Annotated in this window: 18 protein-coding genes; 6 read left to right on the top strand and 12 right to left on the bottom strand. The window is 37.9% G+C overall.

Going from position 1 to position 18,010, the window contains the following annotated elements; all coding sequences use genetic code 11:
• Positions 1-181 precede the first annotated feature (181 nt).
• Genes ACIQXP_RS04890 through ACIQXP_RS04875 form a run of 4 tightly spaced genes read right to left on the bottom strand, consistent with a single transcriptional unit; the run spans position 182 to position 3,080 of the window.
• Positions 182-916: a LytR/AlgR family response regulator transcription factor gene (locus ACIQXP_RS04890; protein WP_387504690.1), complete on the bottom strand. Its 735-nt coding sequence runs from the start codon at positions 914-916 to the stop codon at positions 182-184.
• Positions 894-1,955: a sensor histidine kinase gene (locus ACIQXP_RS04885; RefSeq protein WP_244278715.1), complete on the bottom strand. Its 1,062-nt coding sequence runs from the start codon at positions 1,953-1,955 to the stop codon at positions 894-896. The genes ACIQXP_RS04890 and ACIQXP_RS04885 overlap by 23 nt, the downstream gene beginning before the upstream one ends.
• Positions 1,945-2,292: a DUF4288 domain-containing protein gene (locus ACIQXP_RS04880; RefSeq protein WP_387504689.1), complete on the bottom strand. Its 348-nt coding sequence runs from the start codon at positions 2,290-2,292 to the stop codon at positions 1,945-1,947. The genes ACIQXP_RS04885 and ACIQXP_RS04880 overlap by 11 nt, the downstream gene beginning before the upstream one ends.
• Positions 2,293-2,315: 23 nt before the next feature.
• Positions 2,316-3,080: a LiaF transmembrane domain-containing protein gene (locus ACIQXP_RS04875; RefSeq protein WP_387504688.1), complete on the bottom strand. Its 765-nt coding sequence runs from the start codon at positions 3,078-3,080 to the stop codon at positions 2,316-2,318.
• A 132-nt stretch (positions 3,081-3,212) separates the two neighbouring features.
• On the opposite strand from ACIQXP_RS04875, the gene ACIQXP_RS04870 reads away from it, so the two are divergent.
• A complete protein-coding gene (locus tag ACIQXP_RS04870; RefSeq protein ID WP_387504687.1) occupies positions 3,213-4,085 on the top strand; it encodes a ChaN family lipoprotein in 873 nt (290 codons plus the stop codon).
• A 45-nt stretch (positions 4,086-4,130) separates the two neighbouring features.
• Here ACIQXP_RS04870 and mscL read toward each other — a convergent pair whose 3' ends face one another.
• Positions 4,131-4,580 (bottom strand): large conductance mechanosensitive channel protein MscL, encoded by a 450-nt coding sequence (mscL, locus tag ACIQXP_RS04865; protein ID WP_387504686.1) that lies wholly within the window; start codon positions 4,578-4,580, stop codon positions 4,131-4,133.
• Positions 4,581-4,749: 169 nt separating this feature from the next.
• On the opposite strand from mscL, the gene rpoN reads away from it, so the two are divergent.
• Positions 4,750-6,222 (top strand): RNA polymerase factor sigma-54, encoded by a 1,473-nt coding sequence (rpoN, locus tag ACIQXP_RS04860; protein ID WP_387504685.1) that lies wholly within the window; start codon positions 4,750-4,752, stop codon positions 6,220-6,222.
• A 398-nt stretch (positions 6,223-6,620) separates the two neighbouring features.
• Here the strand turns inward: rpoN and ACIQXP_RS04855 are convergent, their stop codons facing one another.
• From ACIQXP_RS04855 to ACIQXP_RS04835, 5 genes are all read right to left on the bottom strand, one after another.
• Positions 6,621-7,631: a PorP/SprF family type IX secretion system membrane protein gene (locus ACIQXP_RS04855; protein ID WP_293742501.1), complete on the bottom strand. Its 1,011-nt coding sequence runs from the start codon at positions 7,629-7,631 to the stop codon at positions 6,621-6,623.
• A gap of 1 nt (position 7,632) precedes the next feature.
• Positions 7,633-11,190, bottom strand: a complete 3,558-nt coding sequence (locus ACIQXP_RS04850; protein WP_387504684.1) for a PKD domain-containing protein — start codon at positions 11,188-11,190, stop codon at positions 7,633-7,635.
• Between the two features lie 204 nt (positions 11,191-11,394).
• Positions 11,395-11,601: a hypothetical protein gene (locus ACIQXP_RS04845; protein ID WP_293742499.1), complete on the bottom strand. Its 207-nt coding sequence runs from the start codon at positions 11,599-11,601 to the stop codon at positions 11,395-11,397.
• A gap of 56 nt (positions 11,602-11,657) precedes the next feature.
• Positions 11,658-11,789: a Sec-independent protein translocase subunit TatA/TatB gene (locus tag ACIQXP_RS04840; protein ID WP_387504683.1), complete on the bottom strand. Its 132-nt coding sequence runs from the start codon at positions 11,787-11,789 to the stop codon at positions 11,658-11,660.
• 207 nt (positions 11,790-11,996) lie between these two features.
• Positions 11,997-12,851 carry an HD domain-containing protein gene (locus tag ACIQXP_RS04835; RefSeq protein WP_293742497.1) on the bottom strand — a complete coding sequence of 285 codons (855 nt, stop codon included), beginning with the start codon at positions 12,849-12,851 and terminating at the stop codon, positions 11,997-11,999.
• 225 nt (positions 12,852-13,076) lie between these two features.
• Between ACIQXP_RS04835 and ACIQXP_RS04830 the strand changes: the two genes are divergently transcribed.
• Positions 13,077-13,730 (top strand): TetR family transcriptional regulator C-terminal domain-containing protein, encoded by a 654-nt coding sequence (locus ACIQXP_RS04830; protein ID WP_387504682.1) that lies wholly within the window; start codon positions 13,077-13,079, stop codon positions 13,728-13,730.
• A 7-nt stretch (positions 13,731-13,737) separates the two neighbouring features.
• On the top strand, positions 13,738-15,042 hold the full coding sequence (locus tag ACIQXP_RS04825; RefSeq protein WP_387504681.1) for an ABC1 kinase family protein: 1,305 nt from the start codon (positions 13,738-13,740) through the stop codon (positions 15,040-15,042).
• A gap of 239 nt (positions 15,043-15,281) precedes the next feature.
• On the opposite strand, the gene ACIQXP_RS04820 is transcribed toward ACIQXP_RS04825, so the two are convergent.
• Complete coding sequence (locus ACIQXP_RS04820) at positions 15,282-15,833, bottom strand: hypothetical protein (protein WP_293742494.1); 552 nt, start codon at positions 15,831-15,833, stop codon at positions 15,282-15,284.
• Positions 15,834-16,056: 223 nt separating this feature from the next.
• Here ACIQXP_RS04820 and ACIQXP_RS04815 point away from each other — a divergent pair, with 223 nt between their 5' ends.
• The gene (locus tag ACIQXP_RS04815) at positions 16,057-16,548 is read left to right on the top strand and encodes a hypothetical protein (RefSeq protein WP_293742493.1); all 492 of its coding nucleotides are present in this window, start codon (positions 16,057-16,059) and stop codon (positions 16,546-16,548) included.
• An 80-nt stretch (positions 16,549-16,628) separates the two neighbouring features.
• Here ACIQXP_RS04815 and ACIQXP_RS04810 read toward each other — a convergent pair whose 3' ends face one another.
• Entirely contained in the window at positions 16,629-16,985 is a 357-nt protein-coding gene (locus tag ACIQXP_RS04810) for a response regulator (RefSeq protein ID WP_090980259.1), read from the bottom strand.
• A 266-nt stretch (positions 16,986-17,251) separates the two neighbouring features.
• Here ACIQXP_RS04810 and ACIQXP_RS04805 point away from each other — a divergent pair, with 266 nt between their 5' ends.
• Positions 17,252-17,854 carry a GIN domain-containing protein gene (locus ACIQXP_RS04805; RefSeq protein WP_293742492.1) on the top strand — a complete coding sequence of 201 codons (603 nt, stop codon included), beginning with the start codon at positions 17,252-17,254 and terminating at the stop codon, positions 17,852-17,854.
• Positions 17,855-18,010 lie beyond the last annotated feature (156 nt).

Here is an 18,010-nt window from a genome sequence, read left to right as displayed (position 1 = left end):
AATGCAAGCGTGACTAATTATTATTTTATATTTAATTGCAAAGCTAAAGAATCTTTTGAAAGCAAGTGCTGAGAAAATACTTTTTGTGAGCCTGAGGGATAATGGCTGATGCTATGCCATTGCAAGACGGAACGCAAAACTAACCATAAATTTAGCTGTTGATGCTTGCCAGATAACCAGCTCAAAGCCCCAGCGCGACCTTCAATTTCACATACCCTGTGTTGCTTACCGGAAGCCAGATATCAGACTTTAACAACACCACATAGCTATCTTTTTCTTTTAGTTCTATTTTAGTTACCTGTGCCAGGTTAATGATGTATGATCGGTGTATCCGGATAAACTGGCTACTATCAAGGGTTTGTTCAAAATAAGCCATGGTTTTGTTTTTATAGAAAGCACCGTCAACAGTACTTAATTTCACGTAATCATCATCAGCCTCTAAGTAGTTAATATCGGCAACCGGAATGATTTTAATTACACCATCTTTTTTAACCACTACCCTATTGTTTTGGGCCGGGCTTAAAGCTGCCGCATCCAGAACAGCTTCTGTATTTTCGGCCTGGTTTAATTTGCCGGCTATTTTTTTGATGGCGGCATCGAAGCGCGATTTATCAATCGGTTTAAGCAAATAATCTACTGCATTAACCTCAAAGGCTTTAATGGCATACTCATCAAAAGCAGTGGTGAAAATTACGGCAGGCTTATCTTCTACCAGTTCGAGCATTTCAAAGCCACTAATTTTAGGCATTTGTATGTCTAGAAAAATTAAATCGGGCTTATGCAAGGTAATGGCTTTCAAACCTTCAAATCCGTCGCCACATTCGGCTACAATTTCTATTTCTGCATGATCTGAAAGGTAATATTTTACAATATCTCTCGCTAAAGGCTCATCATCAATTAGTATTGTCCGGATCATTTTTTTGTGGAATTTTTAGGGTGGTAATATATAAATTATTTGCCTCAATATCGGTTTGTAATAAATGGGTATTTGCAAATAACAGATATAACCTGCGTTTAATGGCACTTAAACCGAATCCTGTCCCGCCTGCAGCTTTCATTTCCGGATCGAAAGGATTTTGAACGCGCAATTGTAAAATATTATATTCAACAGTAACGTCAATTTTGATCGTGATGCCGGCTGAAGTATTATAAAGTCCAAATTTAATGGCATTTTCCACAATAGGTTGCAATAATGTGCCTGGCAAACAAAGTTTTAAAGTATCTTCAGCAACATTTACTTCTACATTTAATCTATGGCTGAACCTCACTTTCTCTATATCAAGGTATAATTGAATATATTCCATTTCTTCCTCTACCGAAACCCATAATTCATCGTCGCGTTTTAGAGTGCCGCGCAGAAAAGAAGCTAATTTCGTAATCATCACGCCAGCTTCTTTTGGATTAACCATGGTGAGTGCAAATACCGAATTTAAACTGTTAAAAAGAAAATGCGGTTGCAACTGGTGCCGGAGCTTATTTAACTCAGCCTCTTTAGCCAAACTTTTCGCTGCAGATAGTCGCTCGTGCGTTTCTGACTGTTCTTCCAACCTATACCATAGTATATTGGCTAATGCGCACCAACCTAAGCACATAAAAGAAATCAGCCCCCTAAAGGCAAAAGAAAAATTATAAAAATCTTTATATTCTTTATAATCTGTAAAGATATAAAGCAAGCCATATTTGGCAGTATAGATAATCACTAATGTGAGCGCCAGTGTAATAATCAGTACATAGAGAATACGTTCATTTTTTGGCTGATAATAACCCAGCATATTGCTTACTCCTATACAGGCCAATGCCAGCAAAAAATTACTGGTTAAGCTATCAGTTATGGCTATCCACCAGGAAAAATTAACTACATAATGTAATCCAGCGGCACAAATTATCGTCCATAGGACTGCTATGGCCAATGATACTTTCTGTATTTGCGGAACGGATAAAGGTCTAGTTGTCAAAATGAGTTTGATTAGTTAATGAATTATTGCGATACGCCAGCTCTTCCAGATATCGTGCAACCGAAGTAGGCTCAACAATTCTGGAACTTACTTCTGCACCATCTTTAAGTGCTGCAACTTCAGATATCCCACCTACACCTAAAAACTTCCATACTATTTTATCTCCCTGGCAATTGTTAATAGAAGAATTAAAATGCATGGCATTCAAATTAGCCTTGCTTAAGGCATGCCTGATACCATCTGCCTGGATTAAACGTATCTGCTCGTTAAACTGTGGCGTATGTTTGCCTTCACCGCAAATTACCTGATAGATACAATTTACTGCAAACCATTTCATAAGGCGTTATTTATCATGAATATTTAGAAACTTTTAATTTCAATTCCACCAAATAAAGCCGTGCCATCTAAAATCAATGTCTTTTTCAGCTCCGAAACCGGTATCACATGCGATCTTTTATCTTCAACACTGCCAAATAATGCTGTTACATTTGATTTTATTGCCCAGTTTTGTGGTACAATCAATTTAATTCCGCCAAAAACGGCCGTTACATCGAGCGATACAGCTTCAGGAAAATCAGCCTGGGTCATTACAATATCTGCGCCTCCAAAAACGGCTGTAACATTTCCACCCTGGAAGTTTTTAGTATATACCGTTTGATGACTACCTCCAAAAACAGCCATTACATCAATCACATCATTGTTATTTATGTTATCCTGGTCTGCAACACTTTCGAATTCAAAATCAGCCTTTTTCTTATCTTTCTTCTTTAGAGACGAGCAATGCTTTGGTTTGATAATTAAAAAGCTACCTACAATCACTAAACCAAGGCCTAACGCATATTTTGACAAATCGATGTCCAGGCCAGGTATACGAATTAAGGTATTATAGGCACCGACTAAAATTAAGACCAGCCATCCTATCCCCTTAAAGTTACGGCGAACGCCGATAAATACGCCCAATAAAATTAAAAAATTAGACCAGCTGAATATCCAACCCGGAATATCTAATCCTATATTGTTTAACAAAAATGCAAGCCCAATAATGATGATGATGAAACCGCTCCAAACCCGTCCTGAGTTGTTAAGCTGGTGATTCTGGTGATTGTTATGATTTAAATTTTCCATTTGTGCTCGTATTTAATAATCCAAAAGTATTGATCAGGTCCCGATCGCCACATAAGCCACATGTAAGAAACCGGCAAACGGCGGTAAGCGACCTTATTTTGTCGGTGAAAATTATTTTGTTATTTTGAAAGCATGAAATTTATACTATTTGTGTTTGTTTTTGCTATTTCTACCGGCCTGTATGCGCAGGAAATAAGCAGCCATTACAAGATCTATCATGTAAAAAAACAAAAATCGATCTCAATAGACGATATTATTGATGATATGGAACATGCTGATGTTTTATTTTTTGGCGAAGACCATAATGATTCTGTAGGACACCACCTAGAAGCGGAACTTTTCAAAAAACTCGATTCAAAATATCCGCGGAAAGTGGCGTTATCCTTAGAGATGTTCCAAACCGATGTACAGCTTGAGGTAGATGAATACTTGGCAGGATTAATCTCAGAAAAGAACTTTGTTAAGGAAAGCAGAGCCTGGGGAAATTATAAAGATTACAGACCTTTAATTGAATATGCCAAACAAAACAGTTTGAAAGTTATCGCGGCAAATGCGGCAGCACGTTACAGCAACGCTGTTACACTTAATGGTTTAACGGTGTTAGAAAAGTTCCCTAAAGCATCGTTCGGCTTTTTACCTCCATTGCCTGTTGATACCGCGCAGGGTAGGTATTATGAAAAATTCACAGCAACCCTGGGCGGGCATAACATGGGCACGATGAAAATTTACCAGACGCAAAATTTATGGGATGCGACCATGTCCTGGTCTATCAATAGGTTTATTAAGGTCAACAAAGGCATTAAGGTTTTACAGCTGAACGGTCGTTTCCACAGCGATGAAAAGCTTGGTACAGTGGCCAAACTCAAAAAACTCAATCCAAAACTGGCAATTTTGAATATCTCGTCGTTTTCTGATGAAAGTTTTGACAATCCCGAATGGGAAAAATTTCGTTCGCTTGGCGATTACATCATCATTACCGACCCAAGGGTCAAAAGAAGTTATTAAAACGAAAAAGCTCCGCATCTGGGATTGGTGAGCGGAGCTTTGTGTTTATGCTTTTGCTTTTAGCAAATCTCTGATTTCTGTTAAAAGCACTTGTTCTTTGGTAGGCGCAGGTGGTGTGGCAACAGCTACTGCTTCCTCTTTCTTTTTCATTCTGTTAATGGTTTTCACCATAATAAAAACAATCAGGGCAAGTAAAAAGAAATTTATCGCAACCGTAATAAAATTTCCATATGCAAATATAGCGGCATCGGGTGCAGCTTTTTTCGCCTCAGCTAATGATGCACCCTTCGGAATTAGCTCTGATCCTTTACCCATGGCAAAATAAATGCTGCTAAAATCGGGTTTGCCAACCATAGCAGCCACCACAGGCATAATCAAATCTTCAATTATACTGGTCACAATCTTACCAAAAGCCCCGCCAATAATAACTCCGACTGCTAAATCGAAAGCATTGCCCTTAATGGCAAACTCTTTAAATTCTTTTACAAACCCCATATTGTATTAGCTTAGTTTTATTTATTTGCTAAAATAGCAAACATAAAACTTAATGCAAACGTTTAGCAAATAATTTTAAAAACCGAACATATCAATAGGCATTTGGGTCAAATCAGCATAATATCTGAAATCTATTGTTTATTTTTGCGCTATTCTTTTTTTATTTACTATGCTAAAACAACATCTACAACAAAAATTATTACAAAAGTTATCGCCGCAACAAATACAGTTTATTAAATTGTTGCAGGTGCCAACCGTTGCTTTAGATACCCGCGTAAAAGAAGAACTTGAAGACAATCCGGCGCTGGAAGATCCAAGTTTAATGACTCAGGACGAGCCAAAAAGCGAATATGATGACTTAAATGATAGTCCTGATGATTACGAACAATCATCAGAAGACACCAGCATGGACGAATTTAATGTAGATGATTATTTGCAGGACGATTCGGCGAACGATTATAGCACCAACTATAATAATGGCGACGACGACGAGGAGAAAAAAGAAATGCCAATTGCCATTGAAAGCACCTTTTTTGAGAGTTTACAGGAGCAATTAGACCTTATACCCTTATCCGATCAGGATTTTATTATCGGTAAACAGATCATTGGCAGTTTGGATGATGACGGCTATTTACGCCGTCCGTTGGGTTCCATGATCGATGACCTTGCTTTTTCTCAGAATGTAATGGTTGAGGAAGAGGATGTATTGGAAATGTTAAAACTGATCCAGGGCTTCGACCCTCCGGGTATTGGCGCAAGAGACCTGAAAGAATGTTTATTGATCCAGTTAAAAAGAAAAGATACAAACAATCCGATTATAGTTAAAGCAATGAATGTTGTAGAAAACTATCTGGACGAGTTTACACGCAAACATTACGATAAATTAGAAAAAAGTTTAGGCTTGGATAGTGAAGAGCTTAAAGATGTAGTAAATGAAATTTTACGTTTAAACCCTAAACCTGGTGATGCCAACCAGGTAACCACAAAGCAGATGCAGATTATTCCTGATTTCCACATCAGCAATAATGATGGTGTTTTGATTCTGACTTTGAATTCAAAAAATGCCCCTGAGCTGAAAGTGAGCAGATCTTACCAGGAAATGTTTGAGCATTATGACAAAACTTCATCTAAAGATAAAAAGTTGAAAGAGGCCGTTCAGTTTGTTAAACAAAAATTAGATTCTGCAAGGTGGTTTATTGATGCGATTAAACAAAGACAACAAACTTTGTTAAAAACAATGAACGCCATTATGCACTACCAGTATGAATATTTCTTAACAGCTGATGAGCGTAAAATGCGCCCGATGATTTTAAAAGATATTGCAGATAAAATCGATATGGATATCTCAACCGTATCGAGGGTGGCAAACTCTAAATATGTACAAACCGAATTTGGTACTTTCCTGTTAAAATCTTTCTTCTCCGAAGCGATACAAACCGAAAATGGTGAAGAAGTTTCGAATAAAGAGGTAAAAAAAATATTAGAAGACTGTATTGGTAACGAAGATAAACGCAAACCTTTGGCAGATGAAAAACTGACCGAAATTTTAAAAGAAAGAGGATATAACATTGCCAGAAGAACAGTTGCCAAATATCGCGAGCAAATGAATATCCCTGTAGCCAGGCTAAGGAAAGAACTTTAGTACAGCTTGGCAGTTTCCGGTTTTTAGTTGACAGCAGATTACCGATTAAAGCTAAACTTGTCCGCCAAATTGCACTACAAAAGAAAAACTTATCATTGTTGATTTGGAAATGAACGGTCCTGTGTGTTTGGCCGCTTCGGACCCGCTTTCCATTCCAAGTCCGCACTCGTTCCTCGCTTACGGGCTTTACATTGCAATCGGGTTTAGGTACAAAGTTTCTGCGTTCTGCAACTCCAAAAGATAACGACTGCCCAGGCCATCTAGCCCCGGCTGCAGCATTACCCTGCAGCAACGAGGTACGAGGAAGCGTAAAAGCGAAAAACGGGAAGATACTTCCTATTTTATACAGGTTTTGCGCTCCAATCAAAAAGCTGAATATTATAGAAATCTGAACACCATTACCACATCTTAATGTAAGAAGGTACTTTATAAATGTTATTCAGCATCAAGCCCAATACGATCTCGTGGCTACCGTTGCTTACCTGGTTCAACTGCGAGGTGGTAAAATCGTAAGAATAAGTCAGATTAACCATCTTTCCAATATTGAAACCTGCCATTGCAGCAAAAGAATCGTCTTTACGGTAGCTTCCGCCTAACCATATTTTATCTTTAAAAGCCAGTTTCAGATTAACATCTACAGAAACGGGGGCAGGCGATACATATTTTACCATAACCGACGGAATGGCTGAAATTTCGTCATCAACAAAAAATTTATATCCTGCGGTAGCGAAATAATGCGGCACCTCTTTACCTAGATTATAATTGTTATCGCCTGTAAAACTTAACTTTTGAGGCAAAATTTGCTGCACAGAAACACCTGCAAACATCCTGGCCCCATATAACCATAATCCTACACTCAAATCAGGTTTAACCTGGTTAATCAATGCCCTGTTCATAACCGGATCTATCGGTGTATCGAAAGTAAGTGCATTTGCATCTAATGCAATACTCGAAATACCTGCTGCCACCCCGGCCGAAAGGTTAAAATTATTACTCAGTTGTAAATGATAAGCATAAGTAACATTGGCATCCAGCCTTTTTATCGGACCGGCTTTATCTAAAACAGCGGTAACTCCCATTCCATGGTGAGGTGGAGACGACATATAATTTTGCGTATAATTCCTGTCCATGGGATTCCCCGTTTGCTCAGGAAAAGCAGTTAAAGCATTGCTCCATAACTGGTTATCGCCCAAGGCCCAGTGTGCTGAAACAAAAGATGTTTGAGGAGCATCTGTAATGCCCGACCATTGCTTACGGTAACCGGCTTTAAAATCAAGGTAGTTCTCAATTCCGGATAACGCCGGATTTAGCAGGTATTGATTAAAAATGTATTGCGTATACTGTGGCTTTTGCTGCGCAAAAACGTTAAGTGATACGAAAAGTGCAAATATGGTGATTAGGTTTTTCAATTTATCTGATTATGGTGAGTGGTCCTGTTATGGTTTTACGTCCATTCTGTGGATTGATAATGTAATAATAAACGCCAACTGGTAACGGTTCATTCTGGTACGTACCGTCAAACGGAACTTTATAACCTTTACTCGAAAATATTTTTAGGCCATTTCTGTTGAAGATATCTACCGTAGCATTTGGGTAAGATTCTAAATATTTAATCATCCAGGTGTCATTGACATTATCGCCGTTTGGCGTAAAGGTGTTAGGTGGATTTAAGGCCTCCAGAACTTTTACCAATACTTTCGAGGTAGCTGAACAACCGTTGGGTTGCGTGGTTGCAGTTAAGGTATACTCTGTGTCTTTATCTGGTGATGCAATCGGATTTAACACATCTGTTTTATCCAAACCGGTTGCCGGCGACCAGCTATATTTCAGATTTATTCCTTCAGCAGTTGCCGGAATTTCAATCTGTCCACCAGCCAGTATGTAAATCAATGTACCTGCATTAGCCACAGGAGATGCATATACCTCGATCGTTTTACTTATTGAAGAAGAACAATCGTTAGCGCCTTTAAAAGTGTAAGTAATGATATGTGATCCAACACCGGCAATTTTCGGATTGAAGGTACCGCCTGCCTTTATGCCATCTCCAGAATATTCACCACTACCTCCCGCCAATTCTTCTCCGGCTTTCTGCCTGGCTTGTGTAATGAGTACCGTTCCATCTGCTTCGCAAACAGCTGACATATCATCAAAAACCAATTGTGGAACCGGTTTTAAGGTAACTCGTTTCTCTACTTCTTTAGCGCATTGTTCTCCGGAATAAGCCACTAGTCTAACATTAAAGCTGCGATCTGAGGTACCTCCAAAGGAATTGTACTGAATTTCTATATCACTATCATCCGGATAAGGAATGGTTTTATAAATACTGGTTTCATTTGGATAATCCCTGTAAATTTCAATTTTCGTAATCCTGCCAGCAAAAACGGTAGATGTATTTTTGATGATGACCTGATCACTCACACAAACATTATTTTTTACAATATCAAAATCTGCCGCGCTAACTTGATCGTTAACTGTGAACGTTAGCACCTTTGACATTTCACAGCCATCTCCATTTTTCACAACCAGAGCTACATTGTAATCACCAGTTTTAGCAGGAGAAAAATAACCATCAAAATCGCTTGATGTTGCGACGGTACTGCCGTTATAAGTAAAGGTCCACTGTGCGGTTAAACCTGTTATGCTTCCATCAGCATTTTTGGATGTATTTTTAAATCTCGCTACACCATCATCCAGACAGAAATCAGGTAATTCAAAATCAGCAGATTGTGGGTTAATTACCGTTACATTTTTGCTTTTCGTTTCGCTTACACATCCTTTATCGCTTTCGGTAGTCAGGGTAATGGTATAAGAACCTGTTGCAGTGTATTGATGAATGGGATGCTTTTCAGTGAAAGGTGCGCTTCCGTCGCCAAAGTTCCAGGTCCACTTTACAATGCTACCCGGATTTTCAATCGTGGAATTTTCGGTTAAAATAATTGGTTTGCCCACACATAAACTTTTCACCTCAAAATCTGATAAAGGTTTCGGGTGGATTAAAATTGGAAATGCAGCAGATGTTGCTGAACATTTTGAATCTGTTGTGGCCGTTAAAACCACGTTGTAAGTACCTGGGCGTTCATAAATATGAATAGGATTCTGCTCTGTTGAAGGAGTACTTCCATCGCCAAAATCCCATAGCCACTGTGTAATGCTCCTGGAGTTTGAATTCGATTTACTCTTATCAGTAAACTGAATGCCGCTTGACTGACAGCCGGTGGCCGGATAGTCAAAATCTGCAGTGGGCTGATTATCAACTGAAAAATCAATAATCAATTCTTCAATGTTACCACAATTATCTGCAGTGGGTTTAGTCGCCACAACTTTAAACTGATAATCGCCGGGGTTAGGATAATTTAGTTGGTTAGGATATTTATACGTGTAATAAGTGTTATTATCATTTGGTCTGGTAAAAGTATTTACAACATCAGGATTTGGATCAATAAAACGCTCTGCGCCCTGAATTTCCCAATCCAACTTTGTGGCCTTGTAGGGTAAATTTATGGTTAAGCTGATGGGTTCTCCCAAACATCCATTGGTTATAGGTTGCGCGGTAACTGTACTGATAGGCTGAAAGGTAAAATTCTGAATGTTGGCGCCTGCAAGATAAGCATATGATTCTACTGATCCATAACCATACGAAATGGCAGAGAAACCGCCGGCAGCTGATAACCTGTGTTGGGGCTGCGTGTCGGTAACGTCAATCACGGCATAGCTAAACACATTGTCAATAGCAACAAAATTACTTACCGGATTACCGTCGAGTCTAAATGAGGCTATGTCTTTGGTTTTAATGATGACATTTAAATAGTATTTTGAAATTTGTGTAGGAACTCTTACCGATTTCAGATCTGAAAAAACGGTAATATTATTTAATGTTTGCTCGACAGGATTAAGCACAGTTATTTCAGGATCGCCTAAAAATGGGCCTCCCTGCCTTGTATCTTGTGCATTGTTTGGGTTGCAGGTTTGTGAAGTCTGGTATTGTGCAACAGAAATAGGCCTGGAACCAGAAATGACATTGGCCTTAGTAGAGAAAAAAGTAACCACCGCACCCTTATTATAAGGGTTAGAAAGTGGAGTGCCATTGGCATCAGTTACACTTCCATTAACGGTTAATGTTGTATTATCTTCGGCAACAATTATCCTCATAATATCAGTATTACCATTTAGGGTATTGTAAAATGGCGCGGTTACAAAATTTCTTCCCCATGCAGCAACCGGAAAAACTTGTTGATAGAGGTTATCTCCTCCACTTGGTGTACGGTTGTTGCCCTCATTACAAAATGCTGCCCAGGTATTTCCTGAAAATACGGCTATCGGACTACAATTCAGAGCTTTAATGTGGCTTCCTGTTAAGTCGCCTACTGATTGATATTGATAAATATCACCTTTATTTAAATTAATAGTGAAGGTCGTATTGGCAGTTCTTGCCCCATTTCTTTCATTCTGTTTGGGCGTAATTTCTATATCTGTATTATCAGCTGTGGCTACAATGGTAAATTGTGAAAACCCTGATTGATTTCCATGATTTTCATAACTGAAGGCATAATATTCCTGCCCAAGTGTATTTGTTGGCAATACCAGGGTACCACCCGTACGGGCATTATTTGAAATAATACTATATAGCGAGATTGCTTTAGAGGTAACTACGTTTATGGCTTTATTGCGCTCAACTACATTCGAGCTGCTCATTAATACGTTGTATGCAGCTGGATCAATTACAAACGGCAGGCAGGTATTGGCTGATATCGTTGCGCCAACCGGAGATACCAGCACTCCTCCAATATAAACTTTATAATCAGTTGCCTGATCTGCTGATAAAAACAACGTTAATCTGGAGTTGTTGCCATCAATATGGCCAGCATAAGGAACATAAAAATCTTTTCCCTTGTTCGATGTATTTTGCGCTAAAGAAAAGAGGCTGGCAGAAAGCAAGAAAAACAAGACCAATAACCAATGCTTATTCATCACCTATCAGCCTAATTTAAAAACGTCACACATGTTTGTTTGATTAGATATGCAATATACTACTAATCAAACTACATGAAAAAAAATTATTGAATTTTAAACATTTTTAAACAGAAAAACCCTGTTTTGTGTAATAAAACGAAGGCTTAGTGTAAAAAATTTTAGGATTCAAATCATTTATCAATGCAACTACATAATAAATAGTCAGTCATTACTTTGATCGGACTGGTCTCCGCTTCCATATTTTTCAGAAAAATCTTTAGCCTTTTCATCTGCCTCAACATCGTTATGGGCTTCAGGCTCCAGATTATCCTCTAAACGGTCGTTCCAATTGTCAAGTCCTTGATCAGGATGTTTGGCATTTTCTTCAGTGAAATTAGATTTTGGCAGATCTTGTTTTTGATTTTCCATCTTGCAACATTTATTAATAATACAGTACCCACAACGGAATGTTTTATCTAAAAAAATTATTTAACAGGTGGCTCATCTTTAGCATCCTTAAATTCTTTAACGCTTTTCCCTAGCCCCTTCATTAATTCGGGTAGTTTTTTACCACCAAAAATAAGGAGGATAACCACTCCGATTAAAATAATTTCCATTGCAGACATATCATGATTTTTTTCACAATATACGTGAATTCTTTTGAATTGGATTGTCAGGATATTGGTTTATAGGAAGATCCTGAAACACGTCCAGGATAACGGAACGAGAAAGAGGACGCTCTTAAAAAACGTTTCTAAGACCTTAAGGAATCCCCTAATGATTATAATTATTTACTGCTTTAAGAATGAAGATTACTACGCCTTTTAAACCAGCAAGGCATTTAAAGTTCGTTTTTTAATTTTTGGTACAGCGCCGTGCCTAATAAATTCGGCAAAACCTTTTAACTGTTTAATAGCCTTAATGGATTCATAGCCCTCATATGATGTTCTGATTTTGTTCAAAAGCATGGTATCCGTTTTAAACAGATCGCCTTCAACCAATATGCCCTTATCCAGAAATCGCTTAATCAGTTCGGCCATTTTTCCATTGGCATATAAATGAAGGGGTAAGTTAAACACATCATCGTTCAGCTTCTCGAAAGCTTCATTAATCCAAGCTACTTCACTTTCTGCATTCACTGCTACTTTACCATCTTTCAGAACAACAGCATTTAAAAATTCGCGGGCGCGCTGACGGGAAATCACCCCAGCATGAACACCATCACGTAAAGTATAATCTAAACGATCGGCACAGAGTGCTGGCAAGGGCTGTTCTAAAATATCAAAGGTGCCATGCAGAATCTGGCCGACATCATATCCATATTTCAACAGTACACCGGGTACTTCCGACTTACATAAAACCTCGGCAAAAACCTTTTCATGATAGTCCTCTTCCGTATTGCCGAAAACATAATCGCCCACATGCGAAAAAGCTGTATGCGAAATATCGTGCAACAGGCCTGCAACCTGTTCCAGTTCTGAACCGCCTAGCATCCTGATCAGCATGGTCACCCCGATGGCATGCTCCAGCCGCGAATGACAGATATCTGGATTGACCAGGAATATCGCACCGCTTTGATGGATCCCACCCAACCTCTTTAAAGCATCGGTATTCAGCAGGTCTGAAAATAACGTAGGCAGTTCCATTTTACCGTATAAAAAATCGTTTATCTTGATCATATTGGCGTGTTTTAACTGATAGGATTATAAAAAACAAAAATACCAAAAAAATTAGCTTTATTACAATAAATTTCCAATTCACTAATCCGTTTAAGCTAAAATAATTAGCCAAGTAATAACTTTCAATTATTTTGAAAGCTATTATTACAATTTCATGATTAAGAAAAAACAGGTCAGCAGAACAAGGCATTTAATTAAACGTTATACTTGTAAAAAACAGCTAATATGGCAACTGCTCAACAAATTAGAAAAGGGTATTTAGATTATGTTTTAACGAATGATGAAAAGCCGAAGTCGGTTTACATTTTTGTAAAAAAACTCAAAATTACTGAGGCCGATTTTTATCAGTTTTTTTCTTCTTTCGAAAGTATCGAAAAAGCGATCTGGTTTGAACTCACATTCGAAACCATTACTAAAATCAAAGCTCAGGAAGTTTGGCTCCAATATACGGCGAGAGAAAAAATGCTTTCTTTCTTTTATAGTTATCTGGAAAATCTGAAGAATGAGCGCAGTTTTGTAATTTATAGCCTAAAGCATCACCGTGGTAAATTTTCTACACCTGACGTTTTGACCGGAGTAAAACCTATTTTTGAAAACTTCGCACAGGAGATTATTGAAGAAGGTTTGGATAGCGGCGAACTTGCGGAACGTCGTTTTCTGAGTAAAAGATATAAAGATGCCTTGTGGGTGCAATTCGCCTTTATTCTAAACTTCTGGATCAATGATGATAGCGAAGGTTTCGAAAAAAGCGACGAAGCCATTGAAAAAGGCATCAATGTTACTTTCGACCTTTTCCAGCATTCGCCAATAGATAATTTATTGGAGTATGGCAAGTTTTTATCAAGGAACGGGAAATTTGCAGAAAAGATGAGGTTTTAAACACCAAATGAAGACACAAAAAACTATTCCGACCACCAAAGTTGAGCGTTCGGCAAAATTCGTTAAAACCGGCATCCAAATCGGCGGTAATTACATTAAACATTATTCAAAAAAACTCTTTAATCCTGATCTCGATCGTGAACAGCTTAATGAGGATAATGCGACCGATATTTATAAATCGCTGAGCGAGCTAAAAGGAAGTGCCTTAAAAATTGCACAAATGCTGAGCATGGATAAAAATATCCTGCCCAAATCCTACGTAGATAAATTTAGCCAATCGCAATACAATGCGCCTCCTCTTTCAGGTCCGTTAATTGTTCGTACCTTTACTAAAAACTTCGGTAAAACTCCTGAAAACATTTTTGATAGTTTTAATTTAAATTCCAGCAACGCGGCCTCTATAGGGCAGGTGCATCAAGCTACGCTTAACGGTAAAAAATTAGCTGTAAAAATACAATATCCGGGCGTTGGCGATAGCATTTCATCTGATTTAAAACTGGTTAAACCTTTTGCATTCCGTTTATTGGGTATGTCTGAAAGGGAATTGAATATTTATATCAAAGAAGTTGAGGAGCGTTTACTCGAAGAAACAGATTATGAACTGGAAGTTAAGCGTTCCATCCAGTTTTCTGAAGCCTGTAAAAACCTTAATCATGTGGTTTTCCCAAAGTATTACCCAGAACTATCGGGAAAGCGCATCATCACGATGGATTGGATTGATGGCCTGCACTTAAAAGAATTTTTGCAAACCAATCCACCTCAGGAACTTCGGAATAAAATAGGCCAGGCATTGTGGGATTTTTATAACTTTCAACAACACCAACTTAGAGCGGTGCACGCAGATCCGCACCCTGGAAATTTTATGATCACGCCTGATGAGAATCTTGGCGTAATTGATTTTGGCTGTATTAAGGAGATGCCGGATGATTTTTATTATCCCTTCTTTTCACTGATTTCTACAGATGTGATCAATGATAAGCGGAAAACAATCGAAGCTTTTAGGAAGCTCAATATGATCCATGCAGACGATTCTGCCGATCAGGTTGAATTTTATTATAAATCGTACAGGGAGATGATCAGTCTTTTTGCCAAGCCTTATACCAGTAAATCATTTGATTTTAGTAAACCTGAATTTTTTGAACAGCTTTATGCATATGGCGAAAAGATTTCTAAAATGCCGGAATTTAAACAAGCCCGCGGGGTAAAACATTTTATCTATGTTAACCGGACTAATTTTGGGTTATATCAGATTTTGCACGAGCTAAAGGCTATTGTACATACAGACACCTATCAACCAACATTACAGAGGTAACGATATGGACAACTAATTTAGTTAGCCGTTAATCGCTATAAAGTAGCGACTTATTTTTCAGGCAAAAACAATATTTAAGGTGCGTTATGTTGCTTAGTTTAAGCAGAGAGATCATGAAGTAAATTTATCTCTCGGGTTTGTGCTGGATTACAGGTATGGGCGATGCTCCGCAGACAGTTGATCATGCGGAGTCTGCTTTACATCTTTAATGCATAACAGAGTTTAAATTAAATACAGCATTAATTACACAAAGCACCGGCAAAATCTTTCGATGCATAAGCGTTGAATATATTTTTTGCAGTTGCTATTGACTCACTCGCTTTTGAATCTGTTTTTATAATCCTTTTTCCATCCATTGATTTTAAAATGCTGCCATCTTTGATATAAAACCGGTATTCTTTTTTAGTCACGTCGCCGATCGCAGGTCCTCCGGTAATTGTTTCAAAACAAAAGATGACCTTGCCAGATTGATAATAATATTCATTTACCCAACTGCCATCGCCTATTGAACCCGACTCTACAATTTTAACAACGGCTTTTCCGTCGAAATAGTAATCCACTACCCCATCCTCCACGCAGCCATCAGCTGCATACGTATGGTGTTCCTTTTTTAGTTTCTTTGAATTGGTATTTTGCACAGCTTCTCTAATCGATAGAATGGCTTGGTCAGCCATTTGTTTGTCCGATGTTAAATTTTGCTGCGATAATCCGGGTTTCCTTATTTGCGCAAATGCCCCGGTTGTTACATTAAAAGACAGTGCAATTAAAACGAGAGTTTTGTAAAAGGTCATATATGTATTTAAATTAACAAATCTTTTGGTAACAAACAATCCGGTAGCCATTAGGTTTACCGTAAAATAAATTTCGCTTCCGAAAGTCCCACAAAAACATGAAGCCTTACTTATCAACCAGTTAAACTATCAATAAAAAGTGTTATTTTTTATGTCAATAAAACAATCTTTATACTTTGATGTTGATTCGTACAAATCAGGTAGCAATATCTCCTCATAAGACATGACTTTTAGAATCACAAATTTCTTTCCAAAAATCTTTATTTTTCTCGGTTTTACACTAATACTTTCTGGTTGCAAAAAGGAGAACGAAGTTTCGCAACCGGATAAGCTCACTTTGCTCAAACAGCAAGTTTCCGGAGAGTGGGAACTTACCGGTGGAGTGTATATCATGTATGATGAGACGGGAAAGATTTCGTACACGGAGAAGCTTCCTTTTGAATCTCCTGCGCCATGGTACGACTTTAGAAACTCGGAAACCCTTTATCTGTCAGACCGATACGGAAGGCAGGCACTTGCATACAAAATTTCTATTGCAGACGACAAAGTGCAAAGAATGGACATTGCCGCTACAGATTTTGATATTGCCAAAACCTTTGAAATTACCAAGATCAATGAAACGAGTATGACCTGGGTAATCGACCAGCGATATGATCATCCCGGACCCGGTTTTGCTTCGCGCGTTTACACGGAATATAACTTCACCAAACGGTAGAAAAATCAACTTTAAGGCCTCATAAGAATATTAACCCGGTTAAGCTTGTAGTAGAAGCGACTATTTTATAAGTGTGAAGGCTAAGCATTTTTCTTTACTATATCTACCATGTGATCGATATCAAATGGTTTTTCGATATAATCATCAGCTTTGCAATCTTCTGCCTGTTGGGGCAAGTTATTTGATGTTGATGTGAGTACGGCAGATACATCTTCTGTTTTGGGATCAGATTTAAGTTCTTTAATTACTTGTGACCCCTTCTTTTTACCTTTAATGTGATCATCCACGATCACCACATCGGGTTCAATTTCATCTATTTTTTCTATAGGCTCGGTTGTTAAAGATGGGGTAACGTCAAACCCCTCCTCTGCTAATACCTCATCCATTATATCAAGGATATCTTTATTATCCTGAACAAGCACAACCTTTTTCTTCATAAATAAACAACCAAATTCTCATTAAAGATAAAAAAAAAGCGCAATCCAAAAATACATCTTAAAATATTTTACAAACCGTTGGTAAATATTTCAGTCATTGGTCTTGAATAAATGTCTGTTCGTCGAATATTATCCATGGCTTGTATAAAAACGCATTTTGGCCTGCAACGTATTTTTATTTCACAACGTCTTATCACCAGAACAACAAATAAAACCTAAATATTTTAAAACCAAATAATTAACATTTAAGCATTACATAAAATATTATGAAAACCTCTATCAAAACCCTGCTCCAAGTTTCACTTACAGTCCTCATTTTGTCTTCAATGATATTTACTTCCAACGTTTATGCCATAAAAAAAGGAACAGATACCAAAATCAAAACATCGGCTTTTAAAAGAATTTATGTAAAAGGCAATATTGAAGTAACCATCATTCAGGGAGGAGGTTATGGTATTTCTTATCCTGATGATGACATGGGAGCAGCAAAAGTTGTACAAAATGGCTACGATTTAAAAATAACCTCAACCGGTACTGAAAAAGCAAAGTTAACGGTATATGTAAATGATTTCTACAGAATTGAAGCTTCAGAGAATACCATTGTTAAAACAGAGGGAAAACTGAATACCAAATATCTGCAAATCTTTTTAAGAGGGAATGCCCAGGCAGAGATCAATACCATTTCAGAAGGTTTGTATACGGTGATTTCAGATCATGCTGATCTAAAATTAAGCGGTTCTACAGATTGCCATACATTGGTAATGGGTAAATCACAAAAATTAACCATAGATAAATTTGCTGCCTTAAAAACCAACATCAGTTCGACAGAAACCGCTGCTTTGGAGCAGGAGTTGGCTGCAATTAAATAAATATAAAAAAACACGCAAATGAAATTAAGGCTTCCTGATTTGATCAGGAAGCATTTTTATTTCCAGGGGATTTTTGGCAGCATAATATTTCGAAAGGTCGTCATTCGTTGAAAACGTAAATCCTAATTCGATAGGACGGCAAATAAGTAAGTCTCT

This window comes from Pedobacter suwonensis (genome assembly GCF_044762335.1).
Taxonomy (GTDB): Bacteria; Bacteroidota; Bacteroidia; order Sphingobacteriales; family Sphingobacteriaceae; genus Pedobacter.
This window is presented reverse-complemented; position numbering and strand designations above follow the sequence as displayed.